Annotated in this window: 15 protein-coding genes and 3 tRNA genes; 7 read left to right on the top strand and 11 right to left on the bottom strand. The window is 60.2% G+C overall.

Annotated features, from left to right (window positions below; genetic code table 11):
* Positions 1-19: 19 nt before the first annotated feature.
* The 3 genes from ACIQUG_RS02760 to ACIQUG_RS02770 all read right to left on the bottom strand — a co-directional run bounded on the left by ACIQUG_RS02760 (position 20) and on the right by ACIQUG_RS02770 (position 2410).
* Positions 20-94, bottom strand: a tRNA-Glu gene (locus ACIQUG_RS02760).
* Positions 95-230: 136 nt separating this feature from the next.
* A complete protein-coding gene (locus tag ACIQUG_RS02765; RefSeq protein ID WP_402317145.1) occupies positions 231-1571 on the bottom strand; it encodes a D-Ala-D-Ala carboxypeptidase family metallohydrolase in 1341 nt (446 codons plus the stop codon).
* Between the two features lie 398 nt (positions 1572-1969).
* On the bottom strand, positions 1970-2410 hold the full coding sequence (locus tag ACIQUG_RS02770) for a VOC family protein (protein WP_043623639.1): 441 nt from the start codon (positions 2408-2410) through the stop codon (positions 1970-1972).
* Between the two features lie 196 nt (positions 2411-2606).
* Here ACIQUG_RS02770 and ACIQUG_RS02775 point away from each other — a divergent pair, with 196 nt between their 5' ends.
* The 3 genes from ACIQUG_RS02775 (at position 2607) to ACIQUG_RS02785 (ending at position 4487) form a co-directional block, all read left to right on the top strand.
* Positions 2607-3185 carry a cold-shock protein gene (locus tag ACIQUG_RS02775; RefSeq protein WP_043623636.1) on the top strand — a complete coding sequence of 193 codons (579 nt, stop codon included), beginning with the start codon at positions 2607-2609 and terminating at the stop codon, positions 3183-3185.
* On the top strand, positions 3185-3670 hold the full coding sequence (locus ACIQUG_RS02780) for a DUF192 domain-containing protein (protein ID WP_402317150.1): 486 nt from the start codon (positions 3185-3187) through the stop codon (positions 3668-3670). Before ACIQUG_RS02775 ends, ACIQUG_RS02780 begins: the two co-directional genes overlap by 1 nt.
* Before the next feature lie 163 nt (positions 3671-3833).
* On the top strand, positions 3834-4487 hold the full coding sequence (locus ACIQUG_RS02785; protein ID WP_402320527.1) for an outer membrane protein: 654 nt from the start codon (positions 3834-3836) through the stop codon (positions 4485-4487).
* A 62-nt stretch (positions 4488-4549) separates the two neighbouring features.
* On the opposite strand, the gene ACIQUG_RS02790 is transcribed toward ACIQUG_RS02785, so the two are convergent.
* The 3 genes from ACIQUG_RS02790 to ACIQUG_RS02800 form a co-directional block, all read right to left on the bottom strand.
* Positions 4550-5179: a DUF1062 domain-containing protein gene (locus ACIQUG_RS02790; RefSeq protein WP_402317152.1), complete on the bottom strand. Its 630-nt coding sequence runs from the start codon at positions 5177-5179 to the stop codon at positions 4550-4552.
* A 490-nt stretch (positions 5180-5669) separates the two neighbouring features.
* Entirely contained in the window at positions 5670-6851 is a 1182-nt protein-coding gene (locus tag ACIQUG_RS02795) for a GGDEF domain-containing protein (RefSeq protein ID WP_402317155.1), read from the bottom strand.
* A gap of 233 nt (positions 6852-7084) precedes the next feature.
* A tRNA-Pro gene (locus ACIQUG_RS02800) sits at positions 7085-7161 on the bottom strand.
* Between the two features lie 175 nt (positions 7162-7336).
* Here ACIQUG_RS02800 and ACIQUG_RS02805 point away from each other — a divergent pair.
* Positions 7337-7693: an ETC complex I subunit gene (locus ACIQUG_RS02805; protein WP_082006169.1), complete on the top strand. Its 357-nt coding sequence runs from the start codon at positions 7337-7339 to the stop codon at positions 7691-7693.
* A 37-nt stretch (positions 7694-7730) separates the two neighbouring features.
* Positions 7731-7807 (top strand) — tRNA-Arg (locus tag ACIQUG_RS02810).
* A gap of 223 nt (positions 7808-8030) precedes the next feature.
* Here ACIQUG_RS02810 and ACIQUG_RS02815 read toward each other — a convergent pair.
* The 3 genes from ACIQUG_RS02815 to ACIQUG_RS02825 all read right to left on the bottom strand — a co-directional run bounded on the left by ACIQUG_RS02815 (position 8031) and on the right by ACIQUG_RS02825 (position 10474).
* Entirely contained in the window at positions 8031-8879 is an 849-nt protein-coding gene (locus ACIQUG_RS02815; protein ID WP_402317159.1) for a glycosyltransferase family 2 protein, read from the bottom strand.
* Positions 8880-8953: 74 nt separating this feature from the next.
* Positions 8954-9703 carry an FkbM family methyltransferase gene (locus ACIQUG_RS02820; protein ID WP_402317161.1) on the bottom strand — a complete coding sequence of 250 codons (750 nt, stop codon included), beginning with the start codon at positions 9701-9703 and terminating at the stop codon, positions 8954-8956.
* 66 nt (positions 9704-9769) lie between these two features.
* A complete protein-coding gene (locus tag ACIQUG_RS02825) occupies positions 9770-10474 on the bottom strand; it encodes a hypothetical protein (RefSeq protein ID WP_402317164.1) in 705 nt (234 codons plus the stop codon).
* A gap of 375 nt (positions 10475-10849) precedes the next feature.
* On the opposite strand from ACIQUG_RS02825, the gene ACIQUG_RS02830 reads away from it, so the two are divergent.
* Positions 10850-11830: a GlxA family transcriptional regulator gene (locus ACIQUG_RS02830; RefSeq protein WP_402317167.1), complete on the top strand. Its 981-nt coding sequence runs from the start codon at positions 10850-10852 to the stop codon at positions 11828-11830.
* A gap of 80 nt (positions 11831-11910) precedes the next feature.
* Positions 11911-12357, top strand: a complete 447-nt coding sequence (locus ACIQUG_RS02835; protein ID WP_402317170.1) for a DUF2441 domain-containing protein — start codon at positions 11911-11913, stop codon at positions 12355-12357.
* Positions 12358-12472: 115 nt separating this feature from the next.
* Here ACIQUG_RS02835 and ACIQUG_RS02840 read toward each other — a convergent pair whose 3' ends face one another.
* Together ACIQUG_RS02840 and ACIQUG_RS02845 are read right to left on the bottom strand one after the other, a co-directional pair.
* On the bottom strand, positions 12473-12736 hold the full coding sequence (locus tag ACIQUG_RS02840) for a hypothetical protein (RefSeq protein ID WP_043623603.1): 264 nt from the start codon (positions 12734-12736) through the stop codon (positions 12473-12475).
* Between the two features lie 154 nt (positions 12737-12890).
* Positions 12891-13145: a YMGG-like glycine zipper-containing protein gene (locus tag ACIQUG_RS02845; protein WP_034790944.1), complete on the bottom strand. Its 255-nt coding sequence runs from the start codon at positions 13143-13145 to the stop codon at positions 12891-12893.
* Between the last annotated feature and the right edge of the window lie 97 nt (positions 13146-13242).

Raw genomic sequence — 13242 nt, forward strand, 5'->3', positions numbered from 1 at the left:
TGGGGAGGGGGCAACACAGTGGCACGCCCTAGGGGAGTCGAACCCCTCTTCCCAGAATGAAAATCTGGTGTCCTAACCGATAGACGAAGGGCGCACTCGCTGTGTGGCCGCCTTATAGCCAGAGGATTTCAGAACCGCAAGCGGCAATTTTCATATTTCTGTAAAAATTCGACAGGCCTGAAGGATTGGAGGCTTCTCGTTGAAACCTCCATGGAAACAAGTGCTTGCCTTCAACCCTTGGCGCGCCGGCAGCGCCAGTTCCAATCCCGCTGTGCACCGATATCGATATGGACCGACTCCGTGTGGCAATAGGTGCCGACGCCGCCGCGGCCCGGGACGCTGCGCAGGAACTCGGCGAGATCCCACTTGCTGACGCCCTGAACCTGAATGTCAGCCGCCTCGCAACGGGTATGCAGCGACTGCTTGGCGCGGTTGACCTTGATCGGCCTCAAGCCCGACGTCACCATGACCTGCTTGCCGTAATGCGTTTCCACCTTCTTCAGCATCTGCATGAGCTCTGGCTTGAAGCAGCCGGCATCGACTTTTTCGGTCTGCAGAATCAACCCGCTCGGCGCCAGTCGGGCGAGACCCGAAAGCGAAGCGACCTGAACCGGTGCGCCGTCGTCGTCATCGCCGAGATGCTCTTCGTGCTCGTAGTTGTAGAGCGAGTTCAGTTTGACGCCCGGAAGCGTGTAGGCGAGGGAGGCCGTTTTCGGCTGGCTCGCATTGCTGGTGGTAATCGTCTTCTTTTCCGCCGGCGGAGCCGAGCGAAGTGCCACCTGCTGCGGTTTTTCCTTGCGCTTGCCGGCAAAAAGGGCCGCGAGCGTCCAGGTTTTCGACGTTTCGTTGTTATCGTCGGCTGGCGTGGCTTCTGCTGCCTGTTGCGCGGCCGCGACCTCAGTCGCTGCCGGTGCGGCTTCTGCATTGGCCACGGCCTGTGGCGTCGACGAGGTCTGGCCGCTGGCTGCAGCCTCGGCGCTCAGCGGCACCGGAACGGCAACGGGGAGGGTGGCGTCCTGCGCCGCGGACGGAGCATAGGCGGCGACGGCGGTGTCCATCACGACGTCGGTGGCCATGTTGGCGGCCCCCTGTTGCGGCGCGATAACCGGCAGCGGCTGTCGCTGGGTGCCGCTGAAAAGACTGTTGTTGGTTGCGTTCATGCCGGGTTGCCCGGCGGGGAGCGGAACAGTTCCCGTCGTCTGGGGCTGGCCGGTCGTCGTTGCCTGTGCGGCAGGCGCCTGGCCATAGATGCTGGATGAAGCGGCGCGCAGGCCGGTTCCCTGCATCGTCAGCGATTGCGGCTGTCCGGCATCCTGAGGAACTGCGGCATTGGCCGCTGTCTGTTGCGCCTGCGGATCGCTGCCGAGTGCGACCACCTGTCCGTCCTGGACCGTGGCGTCCGATTCTGCGGTTTGCGCCGGGGTTGCCTGCCCCTCGGCTTTCAGCGCGGTCGCGGCATCGTTTTCCCCGACCGCCGACATGCAGCCGCTCAAGGCCAGCAGCGAAACGGATAAAGCTGCAGCCCGCGCAATGGTGACGAGCACCGCGCTCTTCGTTTCCGGATGTTGCAACGTCCTATCCCCGCTCTCCGTGCATGACCGGCGAAGCCTCGCCTTGTCATGCATTAAGTCTCAGCTCCGAAACATCGCTCAGAACAAACAAACTCATGCTTCTCGCGGCGACCGGAATGAGCGCCACGGGAAAAGATCAGGCCAAGTACAAAAGGGGGTCGCCGCCACGAGACATCGCGGATAGGACCCGGCATCAACGTTTCGCGCGAAAAAGTACTCAACGATACGCGATTTGTAAACCGGCGCTAACCTTGAGCCCGCATGTTTCCAACATGCAAAGGCCCGGATAGACCGGGCCCTGGATCATTCATAGCTGCTGCTGATCGACGGCTCGGCCATGCTCGCCGGATTTCACCGACAGCACGGGGCCATCTTCGTTCGCGAGAATTGTGCGGAGCTTACCAGACGCCCGTATTGGCCATCGATGCCCAAGGTTCCTGCGGCGGACGGTTTTCGCCTTTCTGCAGGATCTCGATCGAAATGCCGTCGGGAGAGCGAACGAACGCCATGTGGCCATCGCGCGGCGGCCGGTTGATGGTCACGCCGTTTTCCATCAGGTGCTGGCAGAAGCCGTAGATGTCGTCGACTTCGTAGGCGAGGTGGCCGAAATTCCGTCCCCCGGTATAGTCTTCCGTATCCCAGTTGTAGGTGAGTTCGAGGCAGGGCGAGAGTTCGGCGCGGGCGCGATCGATGTCGCCGGGAGCGGCCAGAAACACCAGCGTGAACCGGCCCTTTTCATTTTCGTAGCGGCGGATTTCCGTCAGGCCGAAAATCTTGCCGTAGAAGTTCAAGGCCTCGTCCAGATTCTTGACGCGAACCATCGTGTGCAGATAGCGCATTGCAATGTCCCTGTTTTGCAGAAGATGGCGTATAGTGGTCCGTCAGCAAGCCAGAGGCAAGGCTGCGTCCCCATATTAGTTCTCGGCCAAAATATGCCGAGGGTCTTGCGTATCCGCGGCGGGACGATGTTATTCTGGTCAATAAGAATCAGTTAACCGTATCGGTAGTCGCGCGTAAACGAGGGGCTGGGAGAGAATGGCGGATAGGACATCTTCGAAAGACGTCATGCATGGTGACGACTTTGGCAGCGACGCTCTCGACCTCATCGAAATCACCGGCGTGATAAAGTGGTTCGACGTCGCGAAGGGCTTCGGCTTCATCGTTCCGGACAACGGCATGCAGGATGTGCTGGTGCACGTGACCTGCCTGCGCCGCGATGGCTACCAGACGGTTCTAGAGGGCGCGCGGGTCGTTGCGCTCATCCAGAAGCGGGACCGCGGTTATCAGGCGTTCCGTATCCTCTCGATGGACCAGTCGACGGCGGTGCATCCGTCGCAGCTGCCGCCGGTCCGCACCCACGTCCAGGTGACGCCGACGAGCGGGCTTGAGCGCGTCCTCGTCAAATGGTTCAACCGCACCAAGGGTTTTGGCTTCCTGACCCGCGGCGAGGGAACGGAAGACATCTTCGTGCACATGGAAACGCTCAGGCGTTTCGGTCTGACCGAGCTGCGGCCGGGCCAAGTCGTGCTCGTCCGGTTCGGCGATGGCGAAAAGGGCCTGATGGCCGCAGAGATCCATCCCGACGGCCCGTCGCCGACGAGCCGGTCGCACTGATGGTCGCGGTTCGAGACCTTTTCGGAAAAAGCGCCTTCCTGGCGCTTTTTTTGTTGCTTGCACTGACGGTATCGTCGTTTGCCGACGTTCAGTTCACCAAGGACAAGATGCGCCTGGTCAATGGCGACAAGGCGGTGCACGAGCTGACGGTCGAACTCGCCGTCGATCCGGCCCAGCGAGAGCAGGGCCTGATGTTTCGCACATCCATGGCGCCGGATCACGGCATGCTGTTCGATTTTGGCGAGACACGCCGCGTGATGATGTGGATGAAGAACACTCATCTGTCGCTCGACATGCTGTTCATCGACAACAAGGGCGTCGTTCGCACGATCCATGAAGGCGCTGTGCCTTTTTCCGAAGCAATCATTGATTCGAAAGAGCCGGTTGCTTTTGTGCTGGAACTCAATGCCGGCGCGGTGAAGCGGCTGAACATCCGTCCTGGAGACCGGCTGGAAGGCGCCCGAATTCCGCCTTCGCAGCCGTAGGCGCCGGGGCCACGTCGCGGCCGTCCTTGTCCTTCCCCGTTCAGTTCCTAAATTATGTCTCTGAACCCCACGGGTTTCATGGTTGAGATCGTGAAGCCTTTCGGGCAGACTGCGTGTTAACGAGTTACTAATATTCTTCTGGCGACAACAGGAGGCATCCGTGATGTTCCGGAGTGTGCTTGTTGCAATCGTAGCGACCTGCGCCGTTGCGCAAACCGCGATGGCAGCGGATCTGGCGGCCGATCTGAGCCAGCCACCGGCACCGGTCGTGCAGCCAACGCCGGGATTCGTCTGGACCGGCGGCTATGTCGGCCTACAGGGCGGCGGCGGATGGCTCAACGGAGATTTCAGTGCGCCTGGCGGCAGCGCTTCGGAAGATTTCAATGGTGGGTTGCTCGGCGCCTTCGCCGGTTTCAACTTTCAGCAGGGCGACTGGGTTTACGGCATCGAGGGTGACGTCAACTACAATTGGAACGACAAGACGTTCGATGTCGGCGGAACCTCGACCGAGGTCGGTACCGACGTTTCGGGCGCAGTTCGCGGCCGCGTCGGGTACTTGTTGAATGACAAGGCGCTGCTCTATGGCGCTGGCGGCTGGGCGGTGACCCGCGGCTTCGTCGATGTGCCCGGCGCATCGAAGGAAAAGGAAACCTTCAACGGATGGACGATCGGTGCCGGGGTCGACTATTCGTTCACGGACAGCGTCTTCGGCCGCGCCGAGTACCGCTACAACGACTATGGCGACAAGGACTTCGGCGGCGTCAATGTCGATCTCGACCAGCACCAGTTCACTGTCGGTGTCGGCGTAAAGTTCTGACCAGCAACCATTGACGTCATGGAGCGCCGGCGCGGTGCCGGGCGCTCCATGATGCCTTTCGACTACGGGCCCCCGCGGGCACGCCGGGCAATTTCGGCCCGGTCGTCTTCCGCAGTGAGATCGAGGACGATGCGGCTGCCGTCTCTGATTGGGCATTGCAGGGCCTTTCGCGATTCGGGCAGAAGGGTGATTCGCCCCGCGGTTTCGAGCTTTGTCAGTCTTGCGCGTGAGAGCGCGAGTTCCGCCGATAGCAGGCGGTCGACGCGCAGGCTGCTCGCGTGGCGCGCGACAACGACGATCTCAAGCCATGCGCTATCTACGGTCCCGCTCAACACGCGCCGTTCCACGTTGGAATCGGCCAGATCCTCGATCCGGTCCGTGCATTGGCGAAGACCCTCGATGTCGAACGCCACCTGGCGGATCCAGGCGGGATCGTTGCTTTGTAGCGCTGCGAGCGCGTCCGGCGCGACGCTTATGACCGTCCGCCGTTCGAAGATCGGGCGGTTCCAGGTGTCTTCGCAAACGGCGCAGCGATAGATCAGCCAGGCGTCGAGCCGCCGTCCGTTGGCGTTCAGCCGCGTCTTGCCGCTGCAGACGAAGGGGCGTCGGCCGCCGCAGCGGCTGCAGGCAAGCCAGGGGCGGGGTGCGGTTTGGGGTTCGATGGTCCACTGGACCGTCAATGTATGAGACATGTCGTCTGGTTCTTCCAATTGGAAGTCCATCGAGACGACGGTTTGAGTACCCGTTCCGGGGACGCGGTCTGGCAGTTGTTGGGCGTGATGGTTCCGCCTGACGAAGGTACGTCGGGCTTGAGATCGGCAATGCCATTCCGGTCTCGAACCGCCACCTCAACGAACGCATAAAAGTTCAATCCGACAGCGGGAGCGCTATCGGGCGTGCGGGGTGAAACTAGCGAGACCGGATTTTACAAAGGCAAAGCGAAACTCCAGGAGAGACAGCGCCATGGTGGCTGCGTGTGCGTCCTACACGCTTGCGCGCATGCCGAAAAGTGCAACAAAGACACAGGTTCGCGCCAAGGTGGCGCGCTAGGCAAAATTTGGCCACAAGCGAATTCGGCGCATTGCGCTAAAATAAGCCTTATACCTCCAATCTGAAGCGGATCGGAAATGCTTGGATCCGCTTCTCTTTTTTGAAGGCGGCTTGCGGCGAAGCCCCGCCTGATTAGCTGGCGCGGTGAAGGCTCGCAGCAGGCGGTTCCGAAACCGCAGGTTCCGCATCGGACGCGACACGGTTGCGCCCGTCTCGCTTGGCAGCATAGAGCGCGGCATCCGCCCTGTTGAACAATGCCTCCCAGGAACGCTCCGCGCCGCTGGCGGTAGCAAGCCCGATGCTGATGCTGACCGCAACGGTTTGCCCGCTGCTTGCGACCTGCAGTTCCTCCACGGTGCGGCGCAACCTCTCGGCGATTGCAAATGCCTGTGTCTCGCTTGTCCGCGGGAGATAGAGCCCGAATTCCTCACCCCCGAGACGCGCGAAGCTGTCGCCTCGACGCAGATTTTTCCGGACCAGATCGGCGAAGGCGACGAGCACCTGATCGCCCGTATGGTGACCGTAGCGGTCGTTGATGCGTTTGAAATGATCGAGGTCCATCACGATCAGGCAGTCGCCCTGCCAACTCGCCTGAGGCAGTTGCGCCAGAAACCATCGCCGGTTACCGACGCCGGTCAACGCATCGGTATCCGCAGATCGGCGCAACTCCGCTTCCGCCCGCTCCTTGACGAGCACGAGCGCGAAGAGCGCGATGGCGAAGTGGCAGATGATCGAGAGAAAGAAGGCGTAGGTTGTGGTAATCGGCACGATGCCGGGCTTGAGGAGGCCGATGACCACCGCAAGACAAAGGCTGGCCCCGACGGCCATGGCGGCCGCCAGCATGGCGCGCGCCGGCAGCGGCTCCTTCGAGCGGTCGGCGATGACGGCAGCAGCCGAAGCCGCGAGGAAAAGAAAGGCGACGGCGTTGAAGACGCTGGCCCTGACGACGTTGACCATGTGGAAATGCGTGGCGAGACCGACGAGCGCGCCGGCAAGCGGCACAAGAAGCGCCAGCCAGTCGGGCAGCCGGCGCCGGCCGCCGCTGAGGCGCCTCACGCCGATCCAGAATAGAGCGTATCCGCTGATCCCGAGCGTGAAGCTGGAGAGCCGCCACAGAGTGGGCGGCAGCAGCTTTTGCTCGCCATAGCCCGCAAGCGTCGAGGCGAGCGCCAGGAAGAGGAAGCCGCTCGCCAGAATGCCAAGCCCTTGGGCCCGTGGCGATTGCCAACGCGCATAGAGGAAGCAGAAGGCGCCGATCAGGAACGACGACTTGTGAAGCAACAGAACGGTGGCAAGGTCGAGTTGGGCAGTCATTGGATCGCTCGGGCGGGCTTGGGAGGCGGGCAGGGCTGGAAAGCGCGCCGGTCCGCTCTATCCACAATGGATTGAGCGATTCCTAAATTCGTATGGCAAATAGGCATTCTTGTCCCAATTCGGGACAACTCGATCGATTGCCAACGCAATCGAGCGATCTTACGGCGATGTTTAGCCTGCAGATCACGAACAGATTGAAAAAAAGGGGAAAGTGACGCTTCCGTCTCGATGAATGGTCGGAGTGGAGAGATTCGAACTCCCGACCCTCTGGTCCCAAACCAGATGCGCTACCAGACTGCGCTACACTCCGTGCCAACGGCGCCGGAGATACACGCTTCGTAGCAGGGCTGCAACAGCAAAGTTTCCCAAAGCCACATCTACGATTGGGACAAACGCATAAGTTCGCGCATCTCCTACCGGAAAGCCAAATTTATCCGGCCAAAAGTCATTCCGTTTTAAATCATTCTGCGTTATGGGAAGACGGAATGCTGGCGCCCGTGAACGTTGCCAGCGAAAGTATGGAGCCGTTCGAAACCATGTCCGCAAAGATCTATCGTCCAGCAAAGACCGCCATGCAGTCTGGCAAGGCCAAGACGAATCTGTGGGTGCTGGAGTTCGATCAGGAAAAGCCGCGCACCATCGACCCGATCATGGGCTACACCAGCTCCGGCGACATGAAGCAGCAGCTGCGACTGACGTTCGAAAACGCCGAGCAGGCAATCGCATACGCCGAGCGCAACGGCATCGAATACCGCGTGATCGCGCCGAAGGAAGCGACCCGCAAGAGCGTGTCCTATCCGGACAACTTCCGTTTCAACCGGATGCAGCCCTGGACCCACTAAGGTCCTTCAGCCGCATCCGACGGGCAAAGCCCGGGACGGCCCCTTAGCTCAGTTGGATAGAGCACCTGCCTTCTAAGCAGGTTGTCGCAGGTTCGAATCCTGCAGGGGTCGCCAATAATTTCAAGCGCTTAGCTGGTGCGTTGGTCGGCTAAAGAACGACGGTTACGGTTCTCTCGCTACCGTTTACAGAACTCATTACGTGGTGATCTGCGAGACAGCACCATCGCTGGCTTATCATCTCGCAATCGACATCTCGTCCCCCACGAGCGGAAGATTTCCGGCACGCCAGCACGGACGGATAGGCCCGCCGATTCACGCCCTAACGCTCAGCAGAACGCTAAGCTCGTTTCCGGAAGCAGGAAAGAAGAGCGGTAACCGGCTTGAACAAGAGCCTATGGCCCTTGGTGTACATGCGGCCGGGCCGATGGATGGTCAGCGCATAGAGATACGAGCGCTTCCCCTGCAGGTAGGACCGGAATTTCTGCACGACCTGACGCCGTGCATCGTTCTGTCGAGACCGCTTTGCGTCCGTGAGGCTGAGGTGTTGTGTGACCAGGCTTTCTTCGCAGCCAACGATTAGCCCGCTTTCCAAGGCAAAGCGAATGGCCCATTCGCGATCGACGGCCCTGCGGAAATTCTCGTCGAAGGCGAACTTGTTCAAGGTCGAAACGCGGGTGAGCATAGTGCAGGTGCCGACCCTGCCGTCGCCGGGGAGGGGATCGTCGCAGAGGAGATGGAGCGCGACCGCATCGCCACCCACCGGCCGCGCGGTGCCCATGGCGCTGAGGCTCCTCGTCTTGCCGTTGGAGATCACGCGCCTCGTGCAATAGACCGAGATAGGCGCCGTATGCCGTTCCTCCGCCGCAAGCAGCTTTGCGACCTGAACCCTTAGCCGTTCGGGAGCGTTTTCGTCGTCCGAATCGAGGAACGCCAGGATTTCGCCGGTCGCTTCGCGCGCGAGCGTGTTGCGCGCGCCAGCGTTCCCCTTGTTGATATCGTGACTTACCAGCCTTACCCGCGGATCCTGCTGGCTGACGGATTGGACGATGGCAGCGGAGCGATCGGTAGAGACATCGTCGCAGACCAGGATCTCCAAATCATCCCAGTCGAGTTGTCGGGCAGACAAGAGCGTCCGCTCGATCGTCTCTTCGGCATTGTAGCAACATATCGCAAGTGTTACGCGCATCGATGCCTGTTCCTGTTGCGACCTGTGCTGTTCGGTGACGGTTCCGCCATTGCCGGCATGTTTCCGGATGAAGACTAATTCTGCTTGTGCGCTTTGACGGACGAGCCGACCATGCGCACCGGAACGGCATTGGGCTCCAGATATGAGCTGTCCGAGCGCACGAAGAGGACGTCGACGAGGCGATTGTGCGAACGATGGGGGATGACATCGGCGACTTCGAAGCCTTGCTCTGCCATGTACGCGACAAGTTCCGAAAACCGATAGCTACCTTCAAACCGGCGACGAAGGCTCGCCTCTGTGAAGACGAATTGCGTTTCCCGAAGCGTTTTTTCTGCTCCCTTGAGAACATCAAGGTCAAAGCCTTCGGTGTCCACCTTCAATCCGAATGGACCTTTGTAGCCCTTGTTTTCCAGAAGTTCGTCCAGCGGCGAAATCTGTATCTCGACCGTCTTTTCCGGCTGCCGCTTCCAGTCCCTGCGCTTCATCAGGCTCGAGGAGGGACCTTCCAGGGAAAGGGTTGCTACGCCCTTGGCAGAGCCTGCGCCCGATTGGATGTAGTCGAAGTTCAGGCCCCTTACGCTGTCGGCGGCCTTCTCCATCGTATCCGGCTGGGGATCGATCAGGACGAACTTCTTGTCCTTGAACAGTTCGTAGAACACCGGGCTGCCCTGATAGACGCCGACATCGATGAACGTATTGATATCAAAACCGTAGCGCTTCAGGTACGCAGCAGAGTAACGTTCCTCGGAAACATGGAAACCTTGTCTCGTCAGCATCGAGGCGGCTGAGCGAAGCACCCGATTGAACAGCTTTCCCTTGGTCATAGTCCCCTCGGCAATTACAATTTTCTCCAGACGAAATGTCTGGCCAGGTTAACGTAGTGCTGGTGCTCAGATTTTCAGGCAGTTGTCCGGCATGTAGAACACGGACGTTCGCCACGGACGGCCGTTGACCGGTCCGAAGCCGTCGAAGTCGAGACGGCGATAGCCGTTGTTGATCAGCAGGTCGTATCCTTCCTGATACCGCTCGCGCTCACTGTTGTCCCAGATGATTGCGGAGGGCCTCTGCTTCAGGTTCATCGTCGCCTTGGCGCAATTCACACGATCGCGGCCGTCGATGACTACAACGTCGAAGGCGGTATCCTGGTGGCGCGTGACCTCGGTGGAGTAGTCGCCCCCTTCTACCAATTCGCGGTAGTTGTAGGTTACGTTGGCCGGCGATTGCTTGGAGATCAACTCGAACCAGTCGCGGTCATGTTCGACGCTGACCACCGACTTTGCCTTGCGGCTCCACCAAAGCGTGGAATTGCCGCTTCCGTATTCGAAAACGCTTAAATCTGTCAGCTGCCGGGTGCTGAGAAAATGCAACATCGGGTAGGTGTACCAGGGGCATGGTTCACCGTCGGCGGTCATCGGCTTGTGCTGTTTTGCACTTTCCAACCAACCCATCTGCCTCGCGCTTTCGACGAACTTCGGGAAGAAGTCGCGCGGGATATCCGGAGTCTCCCAAAGAAGCAGGTCGAGTTTCTGCTCGATCTTTGGAATGCGGCCGATGAGCTTTGTCGCTTTTACGAAGTTCTTCATCGCGCCCAGCATGATAGTCTCCCTCAGTTTCGGACATGCTTAATGGCTTATATGTTTTGTTAGCGCAAGCGATTGAAACGCGGTTCTGGCAAGCATCGAAGTCCGTCACCGAGCAGCCTAATCGCCGATTTCGCACGCGCAATGCGTGCCTTGGTCGGCTTACCGAGGCGCTGGACGTTACGGCAGTGCCGCTACCAATCCGAAAAATCAGATAAAAAAACGGGCCGGCGGATGGTTTCCGACCGGCCCGTTCCGGCAAAAGGCGGAAAGGGGAACGTCTCTGCGCGGGGCTGCAGCGCCGCGCGTAGGGAGATCGATACGGTCCGATAATGCCCGAAAGGCAGTATTGGAATTGACATTTCCCGCTTGAAATTTGACATTTCCCGCATGCCTTCCGATGGACGCCTACAATCTGTGATCGAAGTTTCCGTCGTCATCCTGCCGGAGTCGTCGATCATGTCGCTTGCCTCCGTGTTGGACCCGATGCGCGCTGCAAACCGCATCTCGGGCCGCGAGGTGTTTCGCTGGCGGCTGCTTTCGGCCGATGGCAAGCCGGTGGTATTGACCTGCGGTGTGCCGATCGCGGTCGAGGGAATGCTGCACCCGCCGCTTGCCGGCGACGCGCTGCTGGTGATCGGCGGCTTCAACCTTGATCGTCACGCCAGCAAGAAATTCATCGGCGCGTTGCAGGAGTGCTCACGGCACTTCGACATTGTCGCCGGCATCGAATCAGGCTGCTGGCTGCTCGGCCGCAGTGGTCTGCTCAATGGCCGCAAGGCGACGGCGCACTGGGAGGAGCTCGAGGATTTCAGCCAGGCCTTTCCCGAGCTGGCCGTGCTTGGCGACCGTTTCGTCGTCGACGGCAAGTTCTGGACCTCGGGCGGCGCTTCGCCGACCTTCGACATGATGCTGCACTGGATCACGCAGCGGCTGGGGTCTGCCCTGGCGCTCGATGTCGCCAGCATCTTCGTCTACGACCAAACGCACAATGCAGCCGACGTGCAGCCCTATGTTTCTCTCGGGCGGATCGAGACGCGCGACCCGAAGCTCGCCGAGGCTATCCGCCTGATGGAGCGCACGCTGGAGCGTCCCTTGACGATCGCGGCACTGACGAAACGACTGTCGATCTCGCAGCGCAAGCTGGAGTTGCTGTTTGCGCGAGGATTATCGACGAGCCCCGGCGCCTATTATCTTCGCCTGCGTCTTCAGTTCGCCCATCGACTGGTGCGAGACTCTGCTACCCCGATCCGAGAGATCGCGCTTCGTTGCGGTTTCGACAGCCTGTCCGCCTTTTCGCGCGCCTATAGCCGTGAGTATGGAATGAGTCCGCTGAAGATGCGACTGGCCCGCAGAGGAGCGGAGGCATAGGCAGCGCATCCCGTTAGAGGCCATTGACAATTTAGGGCCGCATCGGTCTCGTCGTGCAATGAGAAAGAGAGGGGCTCCGCATGTTTCACTGGTCGCCAATCCGCTTGAGAGAAGGCAGCATCGTCGAGCCCGGCAATTTCGGGCGCATGATCAGGCGCTACCGGCCAGATCAATTTGGCGACGGCTGGCGGTTGGCCCGGGAACTGCTCTTCGAGCAGGCCCGCGAGGCCTACGCTCCCAAAGCTCCCTCGCGGCTGAATGCCTGCTTCATGTGTCCGACCTATGATGACGCCATGCGATATCAGGCGGCCTACGATCCTCACCTTCTACAAGTGCTTCACGAGGTGGAGATTGTTGAACTCGGTGCGTCGCAACATGCCGGTGCGCTGATCCTGCTGGATGAGAACCAGAACATGTCCTTCCTGGATTCCTATCGCCGTCAGGCGCGCGACTATTGGGAGGGCAGGGGCGAGGGGGATCGCGAACTGCTTACGGCGTCGTCGATCCGGGTTGTTCGGGTGTTTTGACCCATTCGTCTTCCGACCGCATCATTGACGTTCTTATGCATGGCGTGTGACGCGATTTGGCGGCCAGGCGCCGGTGGGCTGAGCCGGCCGGGTGCAGTGGCGGGGCAACCAGACGCTAATGAACCGTTTGCGGCGGCTCATCGGTAAAGGCCTGGATGCCGTCGCGCTGCACCGTGGCGATAAACTCCTCGAAAGCTTCCCTGTCGGTCGGGAAGGGTTCCTCCCATGTCGTCGAGAAGCCCTCCTCGTCGATGACCTCGAGGGTCCAGTCGCGATTCGTGCCTGCCTCCCGGTAGATCCGCAATTCCACGACGACGCCGTCGTCACTGAATTGGCCGGAAAATTCCGAAAACTCGTAGTTCTGTTCTTCGTCAGTCATTTCCGAAGTGTAACACGCTTGCTTGAGGACGTCCTGCTATGTTCGGCCTCGACTATGCTGCTCGCAGCTTCAGCCGGGCATACAGGCACATCCAATCGTCTCCACGAAGGTTTGGACCGGAACGCGCCTGTTACCTTGGTGAATGGTCTTGCCGTTACCGGCAGCGGGCCTCGTAGCGGCGGCCATAGCGGTCGCGATAGATGCAATAGCCCTGGCGCTCCTGGGAGCGTCCGATCAGGTTGCCGATAACGCCACCGGCGACCGCGCCGATTGCCGCGCCGCCCCAGCTGTCGCTGACCGCCCCGCCGATGATCGCACCGGTGCCGGCGCCGATCGCCGTGCCTTTCTCGGTCTGCGTGCAGGAAGCAAGCGTACCAATCATCAAAACCGCAATGACAAGCTTTCTCATGCCTTCACCCCTTTGCTCGATACCAAACTGGGCAGTTCACCGCTTTGCATCCTCAGCGAGAGCCCCAGCATCTACTCAACGCGACGAATTGTCGATA

This window comes from Ensifer sp. NPDC090286 (genome assembly GCF_044769565.1).
Classification (GTDB): domain Bacteria; phylum Pseudomonadota; class Alphaproteobacteria; order Rhizobiales; family Rhizobiaceae; genus Ensifer.